General features: G+C 40.6%; 15 protein-coding genes. 4 read left to right on the top strand and 11 right to left on the bottom strand.

The window, feature by feature from the left end:
* Positions 1–91 precede the first annotated feature (91 nt).
* Together ABD930_RS20940 and ABD930_RS20945 are read right to left on the bottom strand one after the other, a co-directional pair.
* Positions 92–1,303: a hypothetical protein gene (locus tag ABD930_RS20940; RefSeq protein ID WP_345235080.1), complete on the bottom strand. Its 1,212-nt coding sequence runs from the start codon at positions 1,301–1,303 to the stop codon at positions 92–94.
* Positions 1,304–1,322: 19 nt separating this feature from the next.
* Positions 1,323–3,749 (bottom strand): TonB-dependent receptor, encoded by a 2,427-nt coding sequence (locus ABD930_RS20945; protein WP_345235082.1) that lies wholly within the window; start codon positions 3,747–3,749, stop codon positions 1,323–1,325.
* Positions 3,750–3,913: 164 nt separating this feature from the next.
* On the opposite strand from ABD930_RS20945, the gene ABD930_RS20950 reads away from it, so the two are divergent.
* Entirely contained in the window at positions 3,914–4,912 is a 999-nt protein-coding gene (locus ABD930_RS20950) for a helix-turn-helix transcriptional regulator (RefSeq protein WP_345235084.1), read from the top strand.
* Between the two features lie 41 nt (positions 4,913–4,953).
* Here ABD930_RS20950 and ABD930_RS20955 read toward each other — a convergent pair whose 3' ends face one another.
* The 5 genes from ABD930_RS20955 to ABD930_RS20975 all read right to left on the bottom strand — a co-directional run bounded on the left by ABD930_RS20955 (position 4,954) and on the right by ABD930_RS20975 (position 9,083).
* The gene (locus ABD930_RS20955; RefSeq protein ID WP_345235086.1) at positions 4,954–5,952 is read right to left on the bottom strand and encodes an ABC transporter permease; all 999 of its coding nucleotides are present in this window, start codon (positions 5,950–5,952) and stop codon (positions 4,954–4,956) included.
* Entirely contained in the window at positions 5,936–6,916 is a 981-nt protein-coding gene (locus ABD930_RS20960; RefSeq protein ID WP_345235088.1) for an ABC transporter ATP-binding protein, read from the bottom strand. Before ABD930_RS20960 ends, ABD930_RS20955 begins: the two co-directional genes overlap by 17 nt.
* A 2-nt stretch (positions 6,917–6,918) precedes the next feature.
* On the bottom strand, positions 6,919–8,079 hold the full coding sequence (locus ABD930_RS20965; protein WP_345235090.1) for a COG1470 family protein: 1,161 nt from the start codon (positions 8,077–8,079) through the stop codon (positions 6,919–6,921).
* A gap of 201 nt (positions 8,080–8,280) precedes the next feature.
* Positions 8,281–8,673 carry a (deoxy)nucleoside triphosphate pyrophosphohydrolase gene (locus ABD930_RS20970; protein ID WP_345235092.1) on the bottom strand — a complete coding sequence of 131 codons (393 nt, stop codon included), beginning with the start codon at positions 8,671–8,673 and terminating at the stop codon, positions 8,281–8,283.
* 8 nt (positions 8,674–8,681) lie between these two features.
* Positions 8,682–9,083, bottom strand: a complete 402-nt coding sequence (locus ABD930_RS20975; RefSeq protein WP_345235094.1) for a winged helix-turn-helix transcriptional regulator — start codon at positions 9,081–9,083, stop codon at positions 8,682–8,684.
* 108 nt (positions 9,084–9,191) lie between these two features.
* Between ABD930_RS20975 and ABD930_RS20980 the strand changes: the two genes are divergently transcribed.
* Positions 9,192–10,238 (top strand): aldo/keto reductase, encoded by a 1,047-nt coding sequence (locus ABD930_RS20980; RefSeq protein WP_345235096.1) that lies wholly within the window; start codon positions 9,192–9,194, stop codon positions 10,236–10,238.
* Here ABD930_RS20980 and ABD930_RS20985 read toward each other — a convergent pair.
* Together ABD930_RS20985 and ABD930_RS20990 are read right to left on the bottom strand one after the other, a co-directional pair.
* On the bottom strand, positions 10,204–12,162 hold the full coding sequence (locus tag ABD930_RS20985; protein ID WP_345235098.1) for a glycoside hydrolase family 97 protein: 1,959 nt from the start codon (positions 12,160–12,162) through the stop codon (positions 10,204–10,206). The two genes, ABD930_RS20980 and ABD930_RS20985, sit on opposite strands and share 35 nt — an antisense overlap.
* Before the next feature lie 163 nt (positions 12,163–12,325).
* Entirely contained in the window at positions 12,326–12,994 is a 669-nt protein-coding gene (locus ABD930_RS20990; RefSeq protein ID WP_345235100.1) for a class I SAM-dependent methyltransferase, read from the bottom strand.
* A 394-nt stretch (positions 12,995–13,388) separates the two neighbouring features.
* Between ABD930_RS20990 and ABD930_RS20995 the strand changes: the two genes are divergently transcribed.
* Together ABD930_RS20995 and ABD930_RS21000 are read left to right on the top strand one after the other, a co-directional pair.
* The gene (locus ABD930_RS20995) at positions 13,389–15,164 is read left to right on the top strand and encodes a TrkH family potassium uptake protein (protein ID WP_345235102.1); all 1,776 of its coding nucleotides are present in this window, start codon (positions 13,389–13,391) and stop codon (positions 15,162–15,164) included.
* Between the two features lie 14 nt (positions 15,165–15,178).
* Positions 15,179–15,847 (top strand): potassium channel family protein, encoded by a 669-nt coding sequence (locus ABD930_RS21000; RefSeq protein WP_345235104.1) that lies wholly within the window; start codon positions 15,179–15,181, stop codon positions 15,845–15,847.
* On the opposite strand, the gene ABD930_RS21005 is transcribed toward ABD930_RS21000, so the two are convergent.
* Positions 15,844–16,353 carry a GNAT family N-acetyltransferase gene (locus ABD930_RS21005; protein ID WP_345235106.1) on the bottom strand — a complete coding sequence of 170 codons (510 nt, stop codon included), beginning with the start codon at positions 16,351–16,353 and terminating at the stop codon, positions 15,844–15,846. The two genes, ABD930_RS21000 and ABD930_RS21005, sit on opposite strands and share 4 nt — an antisense overlap.
* Positions 16,354–16,401: 48 nt before the next feature.
* Entirely contained in the window at positions 16,402–17,103 is a 702-nt protein-coding gene (gene pepE, locus ABD930_RS21010) for a dipeptidase PepE (RefSeq protein WP_345235108.1), read from the bottom strand.
* Positions 17,104–17,122: the final 19 nt, after the last annotated feature.

The following is a 17,122-nucleotide window of genomic DNA, read 5'->3' on the forward strand; positions in this document are numbered from 1 at the left end:
GAGATCTGTTCACGGAGAGATCTGTTCACGGAGAGATCCCTCGGCTACGCTCGAGATGACGTTGGTATGGACCTTTCAGACATCCGTTATCTTATTGTAATTTTACAAAGCCCCAGATCATACCGCCATCGGTAACATTAAATACCTGATGCGCGGTATTATTATCGCCAAGCTCATAATAACCTTCAATCTTCTCATCTGAATTGCTTGCCCAAAAGTAAACTTTTCCATCGATTTCCTTAATAGCATCATTAGACCCCCAGGCATAAAACACGTGGGGCATGCCATTAATCTTCGTCCGCTCACCTGTAGCCATATCAATGACGTAATAATCCCAAATCAAGCTGGATAAATTAGAAAAATCAGCCTTTAATGGCTCTGAAGCAAACTCTGTGTATAGTTTCCCATCTTTTATCAATGCCGTAGCAAAGGTGCTCTTTACACCATAATCATTGGCTTTTAACATCCATTCATGATCAAAATCGGTTTCTCCTTGTTTAATGCGAATGATAGCAGAATGCTGAAAAGCGTTCCCTAAATCGGTTGCGTAAAAATAAAGTGCACCATCATCGCCTAAGGTCCACATCTTATTCCCACTAGAACCCCAGCCAATACTTTTGAGACCATCATATTTAATGGTTTTCTCCAGCTTGTTTGTTGCGATATCAATCACTGCAAATTCTACATAATCGACCACATCGCCACCATAACCCTGAAGGGCATTCGTGCTATAGGTAATCCCCGCATATAATTTCCCCTCTTTGGTAGCCAAAGTGTGTTTGCCTATTACTTGATATTCAACACCCTCCTTTTTAAGCGAGCTCAAGTCAATTTCGCCCGTCCGTTGCATGGTTGATGGATTAAAGATTTGTATTTTCAACAAGCCTCTTTCGGGATCGAGGTAATAGCCCAATTGTTCATTCACAATAAGATAAGAGGGTTGTGCATTGGACAAAAATCCCTCTTCCACAAATTTACCGGTTTGATCTACCGTATACTTTTGTAAACCTACGTCTCCTTGCGTATTGTTTTGATTAAATATCCATTTTCCGTAACTGCGAAAACCAAATGCATTTGCTAGCTGCAACGAATGTTCACTAATATTGCTAATATTTCCACTAGGCATTTCCTCGAAAGCCCCAAAATATCCACCTTGAAAACTGCCTGCCCATGGCCCCGTAGTAGTCATTAGCACATATTGTGCATGAAAATCGGGTGTTGATTTACTATCTTTTTTACATGCAGTAAATGCCAGTAAGCCGGCAATGATCAGGTATTTGCATGAAGTAAGGATTGTTTTCATATGATTTAATTTTTATCTGTTATTGTTCGTTAAAGCTATAGCTGAGTTTCAGGAAAATGCTTCTTCCTGGATTTTGGATACGAAAATTATCGTACACCGCTTTATTCCATACATTTTTCACTTGTAAACCAATGGTTAATGCGTGGAATGCAGGCGTATAGGTAAACCCTATGGTATGTAGCTGTTGATCCGGAATGATATTCTGGGCGTCAATTTTGGCGCTACCCCATAATCCCAGAAAACCATCTGGTTCTTTGTCTTTGGGTAGGGCATCCAGATAGTATTGGCGTACGAATAAATAAAACCAGTATACCTGTAATCTATCTTGTTGACTGAATATTTTATGAAATGAACCGTTCAATGAAAAGTTAGAAAAGAAATAAGGTGTATTCCGAAGTCTTGAATGCTCCATACTCGGGTTACCCGTATCAAATACGCGTTGATCCTGATAAGTAAAATTGCCCGTTGCCTTTAGCCATGGCAATAGACTTACCTCTCCATCTGCCTCGAATCCGATACCGCGTACATTATCTATATTCTGACTTTGACTAAACAGAAAATTATAGGGCAACTGCAAAATCATATCATGTGTAATGCGGTAAAACGTATTGATTTCTAGACTATGTTTTTGGTGAAAAGTTGTTCTAAAACCTAAATTGGCGTTCAGGCTCCGCTCCGGCTTTAAATCGAAATTGGTTAATTTACGGTCGCCATCACCAAATAACTCATCTTGTTCTGGTAAGCGTAACGCTGTTTCCATGGATAGTCGTAAGAAACTTTGCTCGGTTAAGGTATATTTTAATGCTTCTGCCACCCCCCAACGGTTATTATTATTTTCATGCGTAAGGGCATTACCCTGATAGTCTGCATCCGTTGCCTGCGTACTATAACGATAATACCGCAGCACTAACTGATTGGTTAATTTTTGTTGTAGCAAAGTTGATGTCAAACCAAGGCCCAAAATCTGCTTATCATAATGGGCTCTTGCTGAAAGTACATCTTCTCCTGATGCGAAGCGTTGCCCTAGAGGATCTGCGCCTTTACGGGAAAAACCCGTCAAAACTGCATTAAAATCTACATCATGCCGACCGTTCAATTTATAATGCAGATGGGTGCGCGAAGTATAATAATTAAAATGGAGCTTTGCCAGCGTACCTCGGGTAACCAATTCGCCCAATCGGGAATCCGACGGAGTAAATTCGCCCAACCAATTATATTGACCTTTCGCCGTATCTACCCTATTACTATGTAGGGTATTAACGGTAGCAAATTGATCAATAGACAAACGTTTATCAAAAAGCGACTTTTGATACCTTACGGTGGGTACTAACGCGTCTTGATGGTTAGTTGCAGCCCCAATGGCTTGGTTCATGGAAGCCCCGTAATTAATCTGCTTATCAATGCCAAAGGCAGTAAGCCCAATCCGCAATTCATCGGCCCATCGCGTATCACTGACCCCACCGAAGATTTCCGCATAATAATTTTTAAATCCATTATGAAACAATGGGGCGCGAGTAGCGTATGTTGTTCCGGTATTGGGTTCAATTACGTTTACATTCGCTTGGTAATCATTATCCGAATAATTATAAAAAGCGTCCGTTCCTATAAAGTGATGTTGTGTTTTAGACTTGTGAAAAAGGTTTAATGATGCCCGGTGGGTATTAAAAGAGCCAACTTCATAAGATGCACTCAGCACCTGATTCGTAGTTTGCCTGGTTACCAAGTTCAAAGCCCCACCCAAAGCATCAGAACCCAATAGGGGCGGAAGTACTCCTTTGTAAACTTCTACCCGTTCCAACATATTAACCGGAACTAGGGATATATCAAATCCACTACCCAAATAATCCATCGGTATACCATCTTTAAAATAACGGATAGATCTATTTTGAAAGCCATTAATCATCACGTTACTCGATGAACCTAAGCCACCCGTTTGCCTTACACGGATCCCTGCCGTCCTATTCAGCAATTCAACCAAGGTTGTGGGTTGGTCTTGCACAATTTTAGTATTGACAACCTGTGTTAACACGGGACGCTCGGCAATTTCGCGGTTAACCGACTTACTGGTAATATAAACAGTCTCTAATTGTCCGCTTTCACTCGCTAAAGTAATGCTAAGCTCAATATCCTTGTGCTTTCCAAAATCCAATGTAATCAACTGTGGCTCATGTCCTAAATGCCGTACCTGCAACTGATAGGTTTTAGCTGGAATATCCGTTAAAAGGAAAAAGCCTTTTTCATCACTCATTGTCTTTTTAGTTGTTCCTACTAAGGTGATGGTTGTTCCGGCAATTGCAGCACCATCGGCATCCTTAATGATACCCGAACAACGGTATCCGACAGCCTGAGTTTCGGTATTCTTTGGCATCGATTGGCTCCAAACGGCAAAAACGCGGATAAAACAAAATAAAAAACTAAGTAGATATGCCCGTCGTTGATTAAACATTCGCTAAAAATATATACCTTTATGTCATTATTAAGACTTATTACAAATAAAACGCAAAAATAAAAGTCAGGAACTACGATAGCTGCACTATCAACTACGTTAGCTGCATTTTTATTCAAAAGCAATTAAGGAAGTAGTACCTTGATCCATAATAATGAAGGCTCATGAAAATTATTCGCAGTATTGATGACTTTGATCATGTATTTTCCGTCGTAGAATATGAAGACGAATACGTTGGTACCGATCATTCTTTATTCATCGAAAAGAAAAGCACTTATATATCCGATTTTTCAGAAGACTATATTACGCGATTATTTCTGGAGGGAGTGCATATCGCTTTTATCCAAAAGTCGCGCCGTGAAGATTTTGGTTGCTATATCAGAACTGATGGTCCTTATCTACAGATGCACTTCGAATTGGAAGGAGAAGTTATCTACAACGCCAAGGATTATGGCGGCATGGATTGTTCCATACCTTCTGGATTTCATACCTTATTTTATTTTCCGGCACTTTATGGATATTTGGTTTACCCAACAGTAAAAAAAGGGTTTGGTATCGAGATAGAGATTACCTTAAATTACCTCAGACGGGTATTTAACGATGATTTAGAACTATTAGGCAGTTTTGCAAAAGATATTCGTCACGAACGCCCAACCATGCTGGGCGGCAAATGTTTTCCGATAACGCCGAGGATGAAGGAGGTTTTAATCGACATGTTCCACTGCCCTTTTACCGATCAATTAAAGAAAATATTCATCGAAGGAAAACTACTGGAGCTATTAAGCTTACAAGTTAACCAATTGATGCAAGCGGATGATTTTCCCAGGAAAGAAGAACTTCGGCCTGAAGATATAGACCGCATCGAAGAAGCTAAAAAAATTATCGAAAACCACATAGAAAATCCTTACTCCATTGAGGAGTTATCCAAGTTGGTTGGCATTAATCGTACGAAACTGCAAAAGGATTTTAAAACTGTCTATGATAAAACCATATTTGGCCATCTAGCTGATTTACGGATGGAGAAAGCGCAATATTTATTGAAGACCGAACAGCACATGAAAATTTCGGAGATTGCCAGAAAAATAGGATACAAAAATGCCAATCATTTTTCTGCCGCGTACAAACATCGGTATGGTATTATTCCACGCTTACTTAGAAGCTAAGGAAAGTGCTAATCCGCTAGCCGTTAACTACTTAGGCTTGATTAGCGCGACTTGATTTCCTTCCGCATAAAGGTATAATATGATAAGGCAAAACACACAACAGTAGCAGCAATCAGTCCGGTTAGCTGTGGCCAAACTAGGATCAGACTTTCTCTCAAGGGTAATGGACTAGGTATAGCGCCATAGACCTGTTCCATCGTTAAAGGCCCCAAACTCCGTACAGAGGGCATCAACAGCGTAGTAGTTGCATCGCTATATAGCTGGCTAGGCACAATACTCAGCAATCCCATAATAAACTTTTGATAGCCCATCATGGCATAAGGATTTTCAGTATCAGCAGGCATAATGGCTTTTGCTACCACACTGACGATGATTTGGTAAAACACGGTAAAGAATAACCACACGGCAATAGCCGTTAAGGCAGAGGTTGCTGCTTGCTGAAATTTGACAGAAAACAAGATGGATAAATTCAGCCAAAAAGCCACATATAACACACTGAGTAACAAGAAAAAGATGATTCGCAAAAACTCCTGTGCTGAAGGTGGGATACCGATGATGATCAAACCCAGGCCCATCACCAGAAAACCTAAAGCAAAAAACAAAGTACTGATGACCAATAGTGCACCGACAAATTTAGCATTGATCAGGTAGTCCCGATGAATGGGCTGCGCCATTACGCGACTTAACGTCCCCGCGTTCTGTTCCGAATTGATGGCATCAAAGCCAAGGCTAATACCCAACAGCGGCCCCAAAAATCCGATAAAGACATGAAAGGGAGGCAAGGTACCATCAGAAAGCGTAAATAATTTCAAAAATAAAAATCCTCCTTCCGGATCATCCGGTTTAGCCACCGCTTTGCTAATATTGCTGATTGAGGTATACAATGAACCTACGCACGTCAGCAAAATCAATAAAAGCAAAATGATAAACCGCCAGCTTCGGATGTGGTCTGCTACTTCCTTAGCCACTAATACCCAAAAGGGATGAACGGATCGTTCTTCTTTGGTTGTTGTCTGCGTCAAATTAAGCCACCTGCTCATGTGTTTGACCTCCTTCAAAATAACGTTGATAAATATCGTCTAGTCCGTACTCCTTTTTGGATAGATACGTTAAATCAATTTTTGCCTGAACAATGATGCGCGCGATAAGCGCCGTCATGTCTTCCGAACACCCGATACGAAACCGCTCACCAACTACCTGTACCGAAGAGACACCAGAAGTATCCCTTAACGTTTGCTCCAATTGCATTCGCTGTGTTTCTGCATGAGCAGGGTTCGGATAGCGAACACCAGCTTCGATAACAAATGAATCTCCTGTGAACAACTGCTTGGATAAGGTAGGAATGTCCCCGTTAGCCAATAACTTTCCACCAACAAAAATCCCCACCCGATCGCACACTTGTTGGACTTGGTATAAATGATGGGAGGAAAGTAATACCGTCAGTCCTTCCTCTCGACTAAGCTGAACAATTAACTGTAGAAACTCCCTCACCCCACTTGGATCTATTCCAAGTGTTGGCTCATCTAAAATAATCACCTCAGGCTTTTTGATGAGTACATCTGCTAAGCCCAAGCGTTGCCTCATCCCGCGAGAATAGGCGCCAGCCTTCTTGTGCATCGCATCCGCTAAACCCACACGATCCAACAATTCTTTGGCCCGCGCGTGCGCTTCGGCATCTGTTGTACGGTTTAGACGGGCAATGAACAATAGATTTTCCAATCCGGTACGATTATCATAAAAACCCACATTATCAGGGAGATAACCTACCCTTCGCTTAACGTCTATCGGGTTCACGGTAGAATCGATCCCACAAACACGTACTATACCGGCCGTTGGTTCCGTTAAACCCAGCATCATCCGGATGGTGGTTGATTTTCCAGCTCCGTTTGGTCCTAGTAGGCCGTAAATCTCCCCTTTATTAATGGTTAAGTGGAGATCATTGACGGCTATTAAAGCACCATATTTTTTCGTTAAGCCTTCCAATACTATAATATGTTGGCTCACGATTACCTCCTTCCGTATTTACGGATTAAGTAGTATACTCCTCCCAATGCGGCTAAAATAATCAAGATACCTAACCAGCCCCGCAATAAAGAAGTTTCTACCGATATTCTAAACGAAGCTTTGGAAGAAACCTCTGGTGTCTTTGCTTCCAAGTTAGCGACATAATCTCCTGCAATAGCCTTATTATCCGCTTTTACCGTCGCAAAGACATCAGCGGTAGCCCCAGGCCTCAAAAGTGGAATCTTAGTTGGCTCAAAAACAACATCCCAGTTTGTTGGAGCAGTGAACTTCATTTCAATATTCTTCAGGTCGCCAGAACCGGTATTTTTCACCGCTAACTGTATTCGCTTGCTATCACCAGCCGTAACGCTTGTACTCAATAACCCGGTTGGTGTAGTTAACTCAATCTTATAAGATCCGGTTATAACGGCTTCAAGGGTTAAAGAGGCCGATGTATTGCTTGTGCTTGCTTCTATAGGTATTTTATAAGAGCCGGCGCCCAATTCATCTGGCGGATCAAGCTCTACTGTAATATCCTGCGTACGATTCGCTTCTATGTCAACTGAAGAAACCTGCTTACCATTAGCACGAAAGGTAATATTCCATCCTGGAGGTGTCTGAGCACGCAAGGCATATACCTGATGATCAGCTGTACCATTTCGTAGGGTAGCATTGTATGTGAAAGTGGAAGTAGCTGCCCCCTCCATATTAGCTTGTGTAGAAGATAAAGCCGTGGTATACGTCCCCTGTTCAGAAACGACAATGGTTAAGGGCAAAGTGCTATAGCCTCGTGCGGAGACTTGAAAGCGATAGGCCCCTTTATTCACTTTTAAAGGCACATTTACCTTCAATGTAAAGTTTTTCCTTTCTTTAGGTAATACGGAAAGCTGTTCCACGGTCCAATTACCCGATTTCATTTCATAGGTCCATTCCTTTGGTAAACCGGTGACTACAATATCACTGGTGGCTATTCTTCCACCATTATTGATGGCATCTATGGCGTAATCGATGGATTCGCCCGGTGGAACCGAAATTTTCGTATACGGCGTATACAAGGAAATGGATTGAGCTTGGCAGGTTTCATAAAAACCGAGGGAGAATAGGCCCGATACAACTAATAGAACAAATAAAGACTTACCGAGTCGTTTTGCACGCGTTAACATAAAAATTAAATTAAATTTCAGATACTAACAGTACAGAGGTTAGGCTTTCCAAATCACTTGCAGGTAGGCTAAAGCTTATCTGTTTGGAAAGCGGGAGCTAATTTATTAAAAAGAATAATCTTTCATAAAATACAACAAAATTGTTATGATTTTTATCGTAAACTTGTCTTAAAACACCTTAAAAAGTGTTAAAATCCATTCTTATGTTGTCAACAAACATTTCACGATAGGTTGATCTGCCCCTGCCCAATCCAGTGTTTCAAGCTTATCCTTGGGTAACCAAAATGCATTGATATGTTCCGTTAAGGTAAGCGCACGTGTAGAGGTATAACAATGGTAAGCGGTTAAGGTAATGCTGAAATCGGGATATTGATGATGCACCACTGCTATTTTATGGTCAACAACAATAGGTAGCAACAGCTCTTCTGCTATTTCCCGACGCAGTGCATCTTCTTCTCGTTCATTCCATTCCACTTTACCTCCAGGGAATTCAAACTTGTAGCGAAGATAGGTATATGGATTTTCTCCTTTTTGTACACACAAAATTTCATCGTTATGCACAATAACAGCGGCAACAACTTTATAGTGTTTCATTTATCTTATTATAACCTATAATCTGCTATTTTTGATTGATCAATGTTGACTAATACGCCATTACGCTCACCAAGTTCTCTACCCCATTTGGCTATCGCATCAATTACAGGAATAATCGTTCTGCCAAAAGCAGACAACATATATTCCACTCGTATGGGAGGTTTATTGCCATATACCTTCCGCTCTATTAAGCCGTCTTTTTCTAAAGCTTTTAACTGTATACTTAACATTTTCTCTGTAATTTCTGGCATATAATGCCTGATTTCAGTAAAGCGCAGTTTACCCGATTTCAAATACCAAAGCACTACACATTTCCACTTACCTCCGATAAAATCCATCGTGATATCTAAAGCACAATGATACATTTTATCATTTAATTTAAAAGCCAAATTTTCACCATTTATAATCATGCACGTTATTTTTTTCACCTATCAAAATTGACAGGTATTGTAAAGGTATAGATGGCTAGTTAAGTTTGCAATAAATAAAACAGATAGATTAAACGAAAATTATTGAAAATGAAATATGCTAAACTTGGAAATAGTGGTTTGATAGTCTCCAAACTTTCCTTTGGAGCCATGACATTTGGAGCCCATCCTTCCGCTCCGTCGGTTTATAAGGTTGACAAAGAAAACGCCTTACGTATGATAGATCAATCGTTGGAAGCGGGAATTAATTTTTTTGATACAGCTGATGGTTATGCTGACGGACAATCAGAAGAAATGTTGGGAGATATACTTAAAATAAAACGTAAAGAGGTCATCATCGCTACAAAAGTAGGATTCCGAACAGGAGATGCGATCATTCAAGCCGGGCTTTCTAAACAACACATTTTGTATGCTTGTGAACAAAGTTTAAAACGACTGAAGACAGACTACATCGATCTTTATATTTTGCATAAAGAAGATCCCTTTACGCCACTTGAGGAAACACTCGAAGCACTTAATTATCTCATTGTTTCAGGCAAAGTTAGGTATATTGGTTTTTCTAATTGGTCGGCATGGAAAGCGGCCACCGCTTATCAAATACAAAAAAGCAATGGCTGGGCTACCTTTTGCAATGGGCAGATGAATTATTCATTAGTAGGCCGAGATGTGGAACAGGATATTATCCCCTTTATGCAATATGCCGGAATCGGCATGAGTGTATGGAGCCCTTTAGCCGGCGGTTTTTTAAGCGGCAAATATACGCGCGAAAATTTAAAAGATACGGAAAATCGCCTATCGGCTTTTGATTTACTACCTTTTGATAAGGAATTTGGTTTCCAAGTGATTGACACGCTAGAAAAGCTCGCGCAGCAGCATCAGGCATCCGTTTCACAAATTGCTCTAGCGTGGTTACTTACCAAACCTGTAATATCAAGTATTATTATCGGAGCGAGTAAAATCAGTCAGTTGGAAAATAATTTACAGGCAATTCATATCACCTTAAGTGCGAGCGAAATTGCATTACTAGACAATTTAACCAAACCGAGATGGCTATACCCTCATTGGTTTAACCAACAGATGATTGATGCAATGACGGTCTCCACTATTCCAACACCGCAGCCCAACCACCATTTCTAACCATTTTTAACGACAATTGATCTCCTTTTCGTACAGTCAATTCTTTTCTACGATAATCCATGGCCTGCCTCCCGGCATTGATACCATCTTCAAAGGAAGTCAGGTGATAGGTTGTTCCTTCCTGAAGGAAATCCAGGTTAATGGTCAATTGTCGGACTTCTTCCTTATTATTAGTCATTCCTCCAATAAACCACTTATTGCCTTTACGTTTGGCAACGACCAACACTTCACCAGCCTTGGCGACTAATGCTTTGGTTTCATCCCAAGTCGTCGGCACTTGAGTGATAAATCGGGTGCAGTCTTCATTTCGATAATAAAGGGTTGGATTATCAGCCAACATCTGGATGCCGCTTTCAAAAACCACATATAATGCCAATTGGTAAGCTCTGGTACCGATGCTTGCCGCATTAGGCCGGGCAGCTTGATACACATCGGGTTGCATATTAATCATAGCACCGGGTGTATAATCCATAGGTCCTACCGCATTACGTATAAAAGGGAAGTAAATACTATTATCCGGATAACAGCCGCCCATTTGCTCCATTCCTCTCACCCCTTCGTACGAAAGTACATTGGGATAACGATATTCCAAACCCGCAGGCTTGAATGCACCGTGAAAATCAACGAAAAGGTGATGCTTAGCCGCTTCTTTGGCAACCCGCTCATAATAATTCACCATCCACTGATCGCTCCGATCCATGAAGTCGATCTTCACCCCTTTTATGCCCCATTCATGGAACGTTTTGAATAAGTCAAAATGGTTCTCCACCGTGAGCCAAGTTAACCATAGCACAACACCTACGTTTTTCTCTTTACCGTAGCGGATCAATTCATGCAAATCAACTTTTGGATTGGGTGTAAATGGGTCAAGAGTGCTCTTCGCCCAACCCTCATCCATTAATATATACGAAATTCCAAATTTAGCCGCAAAATCAATGTAATATTTATATGTTTCCAGGTTATAACCCGACACAAAGTTTACATCTGGCCCGTAGGGCGACGCGTCATTCCACCATTCCCAGCTTACTTGCCCTGGCTTAATCCACGAGGGATCTGCCAATTCATTCGGTGCGGACAGTTTTAGGGTCATGGTATTTTCAACCAGTTGCTTATCGTCTTTGGTAAGCACAAAATAACGCCATGGATATGTCCGTTCACCCGCTGTTTTTGCTATATAATCAGCCTCTTTTTCAATCTTCAAACTGCGATCACCATCAGGACCAAACGTTAAGGGAACTTTGGGGAAGGTGGCTTGCATCCCATTATTTCCTGTTCCCTTTAAAAACATGCAAGGATAATCGCGTAGATCAGCTTCGCTGATGAGCAATTTATACTGCTTCTTGGTATCAATCAACACGGGTAAGGTTGCCATTTTATCGGTAGACTTCCAATCTTGAGTGACTATCGCTGAGTAAGGTTCTTCATAGGACGTTTTAAAACCATTAGGCTGCTGCACATGGGCTTGATATGCGGATGGAAAATGAATGCCAAAATCTTCGGACAACACTTCCACCTCTCCTTTTTTATGCGTGATAAACCGATAAGCTATTCCATCATCAAAAGCCCTAAACTCTACCGAATAATCTCCTTTAAAATTCAATTCCAGTTGGTTATAGCGATTGTTAACCGTAGCGTATTTCAAAGGTACCAGGGGATTAATGGTATTTGATACCGTTTTCAATTTCTTATTTTTAAGTTTAGGTTTTTCTCCAAGTGCCCCTGTACGAAGGTTCAGCTGCAAAAAATTGTCCTTTAACAACACCTCGTTACCATAAGACAAGGTGTAATAGATTTTATCCGTCAATTTCAACGAAACCGTTATCGCTCCATTTGGCGATTTTAATTGGATAGATTGCGCTTGGGCACCTGTTCCACTAAGAAATAGGTACAAGAAGCCCAGCAGCCAGCAGTTTTTTATCATCATGATCAATCTAGGAGTTAATATAACACCTGCTTAAACGTTGTTCTCGATGGAAAATAAGGTGTCCATTGCGAACAATGTTTAAACAAATTCATAGCTAAATCACTTCAGCAGCCTCAAAGTTAGAAATAAGTTTTTAAACGTGCCTCATCAATATACCGCTCATTCATTTCTTGGTCATTAGCCATCCCATATAGATGGACGATTGAAAAAAGCGAATAGGCTTTTCAAATCCTGCTGTTACGCATAATGCTGCCAGTCGTTCTTCTGAAATGGGGAAGAGTTCATTTTCTATTCTGTTAAGGCGATGATTAATTTGTTGTTCATCTAAACCGTCTGGCAAGAGAAGCCTCAGGATTTTTAGGTTCTGTTTGATCTGCTGCTTATCACCTGTTATGTCGAGCATCACAAACGTTGCTCCCGAAACTAATCTCTCTGCTATATTGCTCAATAAGTTTAACTTATTGCCATCATCTTCAAGAAAATGCAAGACTAACAAAAGCGTTGCTGCACTGTATTTTTTCTCTGCGTCAATAGCCGTGACCAAACCTTCCATCAGTGTTACATGCTCATAGCCTTGAAAGCGATCTATCGCCTGCTTAACCATTTCGGGTGAAGGATCAATACCAGTTATCAGCCATCGTTCGGAACGATGTACAAACTGCTCAATTTCGTTTCCTGTTCCACAACCTACCACTAACAGTTCTTTGGGATTCATTTTACTGAACAGCTTAGGAAGGTCGTTTAAGAAAACGGAATAGTTCGGTATCCACGTTTCTACAAAGGTATTATAGCCTGAGGCTCTTTCATTTTCAAATATTTCTACTTTGTTCATTTTATATTGTTTAACGACAAGCTGTTCCTGTTCATTTATAATAGCAGCATTTTTTCACAGCTTATATTGTACATGCGGTTGCTGTTCCGGTAATTTAAGCAGTTATATACCATGACGGTATCGTTTTTTGCGTTGGTCGTAATCGTCTAAGTACCGCGATTTAATTTCTATTTAAAAGAATTCTAATATATAAAAAAATGACCATCGGAAAAATAACTAAAAGGCACATACGCCTATCATCCTGAAATGTCTTGGCTTTAGGTAAATACCCGATCGTCATTATAAAAAAGATAGATGGAGACAACAATATTCCATAACACTAGCTATTGAAATTAACAAAGTTTTTCCGATATTAAGCAAACAATAACCATTTAACACCGTATTATTGCATATCATGAGGCAGGATACCAACGATACTAAAATTACCCGCTTACGAAAACGCATTGATTGGCTCTTATTATACCTCAGCTTAGGTTGCGCAATTGCGATATTAGCGCATACCGGTTATCAAGAACATTTTTATTTAGACAACTGGTTCAATCAGGGAATTATTGTTTTATTCTATTGTATTACCTGCGTTCTATGTATACGGGCGGTGAGTAATTTTCTGGTCAGAAAATCACTATTAAAGTCTCGTTATCCCGAACTGGCACTGGCTTTATATTTTATCCTCATTATTCTTGATCGTCAGTTTCACCTCCTTTTCCCTTACAATGATCCGGCATGGGTATATTTAGGATTCTTCGCTGTATTTATTGTAGAACTATCCAAAAATGTCCTTTTCTTCGATCGCTTTTATTTCAGTCCAACCTTACTATTTATCATCAGTTTTCTTTTCATGATCTTTATTGGTACCGTATTATTGCTGCTACCGAATGTGATGGTCGGACCGCCACTCAATTTTGTTGACGCCCTCTTCATGGCTACCAGTGCAGTTTGCATTACAGGTTTAACGGTAGTTGATGTATCTGCCGACTTTACTTCTTTCGGGCAAACGATATTGATTGTACTCGTCCAACTCGGTGGTTTAGGTATCATGACTTTTACCGGCTTTTTTGGTTATTTTTTTTCGGGTGGTTTCTCTTATAAAAATCAGTTGATGTACACGGAGCTCCTAGGTGAAAAAAAACTAAACTCCGTTATCGGTACTTTATTAAAAATTATTTTTGTCACCTTACTGTTCGAAGCCATTGGTGCCATATTGATTTTCCAAAGTACGAGCGACAAGCTTTTTCCCAGCGTACACGACCATTTTTTCTTTGCCGTCTTCCATGCCATATCTGCTTTTTGCAATGCCGGTTTCTCCACTGTGCGGGATGGATTGTACCATCCAAGCCTACGTTTCAATAGTAGCTTGCATATGGTACTTGCTTTATTGTTTATATTGGGCGGACTCGGTTTTACCATTGTATTTAACACCTTTACGTTTATTAAACGTTGGATAAAAAATTTTTACTTTAAATTAGTTCATCATAGACCCTTTAAATACCGACCATGGGTCATTAATTTTAACGCTCGCCTTATTGGATACACTAGCCTTTTCTTACTGGTATTAGGCACCTTGGCTATCTTTATTCTGGAGTCAGGCCACAGTTTAAGCCATTATGACACCACTTGGGCAAAATTGATAGACGCTTTTTTTATCGGTGCCACACCACGTTCTGCAGGACTTAGCCCGATTGACCCCAATACCTTGCGCCTTTCCAGTATCTTTATTTTACTGTGGCTAATGTGGATAGGTGCTTCACCCGGCTCTACAGGAGGGGGTATAAAAACCACCACATTTGCTGTAGCAACATTAAATTTATTTAGCTTAGCCAAGGGTAAAGATCATATAGAAATTTTTCGAAGAGGCATTTCACGTGATTCTGTCCGGAGAGCATTTGCCGTTATCGCCTTATCGATTATTGGTATTGGTTTATGTATTTTCGGATTAACGCTTACCGATGGCGATAAAAATCCGATAGCCCTCGTGTTTGAAAGTTTCTCGGCTTACAATACCGTTGGTTTAAGCATGGGGATCACCAGCACACTAACGCGAGGTGGAAGGATTATTTTGATCTTGGCGATGTTTATTGGCCGGGTCGGGGCGCTTACCCTCTTATTGGCATTTATAAAAAAACGTCCTCTTCAGAACTATCGCTACCCTGAAGAAAACATTTTATTTTAAACAAATCTTGACGTATGAAGTATATCGTTTTTGGATTAGGCAACTTTGGTAATTCCCTAGCTACGCAACTCACCACACTTGGCCATGAAGTCATTGGCGTGGATAAAAACATGGCTAAAGTAGAACGGCTGCGTGACAAAATCACCCATACGGTGTGCATGGATTGTACGGACCGCGATGCTGTAAGTGCCTTACCTTTAAAAGACAGCGACGCCGTCATTGTAGCCATAGGCGAAGATGAGGCATCATCCCTATTATCTACGGCACTCCTTAAACAATTAAAAGTAAAACGTATTATTGGCCGAATTATGTCCGATCTCCAACAAACCGTACTGGAAGCGATGGACATCGATGAATATATTATGCCTGAGGTTGATTCGGCTGAACGATTGGCCATGCGTCTCAACAATAGTGAAATTATTGAATTTTTTAAAATCTCCGATAAGCACAGTATTGTAGAAGCCTTAGTACCCGAACGTTATGTCGGCCAAACACTTGGCGAAGCTAACATTACCAACGAATACCGAGTACTTGTATTAACTACGTTGAGACCTAAAGACAGTAGCGAAATTTCTGCCGAGAACACGTCGGCTGAACTAGCACAATCCTCCACGCTACTTCAAAAAGACGACATCTTAGTTTTATTCGGCGAATTAAAAGATATTAACCGGCTCATCACCTAAATTTGCATTACCTTTCCTTGCTGCGCTAATACCAAATCATAACGGAGCTCCATTAGCGGTTTGCCAAAAGCAGTCGATGGCTTTTTTTCTGTTAAAAGAAAACCAAATTTAGTATACAAGGAAATTGCGCCTTGTTGTTCATTGGTTGTCCACAAAAATGCTTTCCCGAATCCCTTATCACGCATATGCGCAATAAAATGTTCCATCAGCAATTTCCCAATTCCTTGCCCCCTATAATCTGGCAGCAATAAATAATAACGTAATTGTAAGGCATCACGCTGCATAACGGCTATTAAACAACCGACCATCTTACCTTCTTGTTCTACCATCCAAACACAATCTTTATCGGCGTCGTAATCTTCTGCAAAGGTGCTTAAGCCACGCAATACATAAGCTTCGAAGCCTAAACCATAATGGCATTCATCAGCATATAAGGTGCTGTGTATATAGGCAATATAGCTTAAATCGCCTGGTTGCAGTTTCGTTCTTATCGTTATCGCTGACATGGTATTACAGATCTTATTCTATTTTTTAAGTGCGACTAAAAATGGCCGTTAAAATTGTATTTGGGTACCTGGAGCGATTTCTATTGGTTCTTGATTGGGTTTAAATATTCTAGACGACCTGCTTCCTTCAGTCGTCACCACCTCGTCATGAACGGCAATCCAACTCCCCTCCCGCAAACCAACCACCGGAATAGTATTGAATACATGGAATTCGCGAATACGGGTTTCCCGAGTTTCACCGTTGTGCTTCAAGGTAGGATCTGGGTCCAGGTAGTGCGCATTGATGTTAAAAGGCACAAGTCCCATCGTTTCAAAGCTTGGCGGATAAACAATCGGCATATCGTTGGTGGTCTGCATGTTAACACCTCCAATATTGCTGCCCGCACTGGTACCTAAATAAGGTGTACCTTGTTCAACGATCGATTTAAGACCGGCCATTAAACCCAATTCGTGTAAAGCTTTCACCAACAAAAAGGTATTGCCACCACCTGTAAAAATTCCTTTCGCCTGTTGTAAGGCATGTGTCGGAGCAGCAAACTCATGCAAGCCTTTCACTCCGATATTCAATTCCTTAAAAAAGCTTGCTACATTTTGGGTATATGCTTCATGGCTAATCCCACCCGGCCTGGCGTAAGGAATAAAAATAATTTCCTTGCTATGTTGAAACAAGTCTACAATCGTTTCTCTTAAATACGCCAGATAACTTTCACCGTATAACGTTGATGTACTGGCTAAAACAATTTTCTTCATGAAGATCGCTCGTTTTTTT

Origin of the sequence: Olivibacter ginsenosidimutans (assembly GCF_039542865.1) — a bacterium.
Taxonomy (GTDB): domain Bacteria; phylum Bacteroidota; class Bacteroidia; order Sphingobacteriales; family Sphingobacteriaceae; genus Olivibacter; species Olivibacter ginsenosidimutans.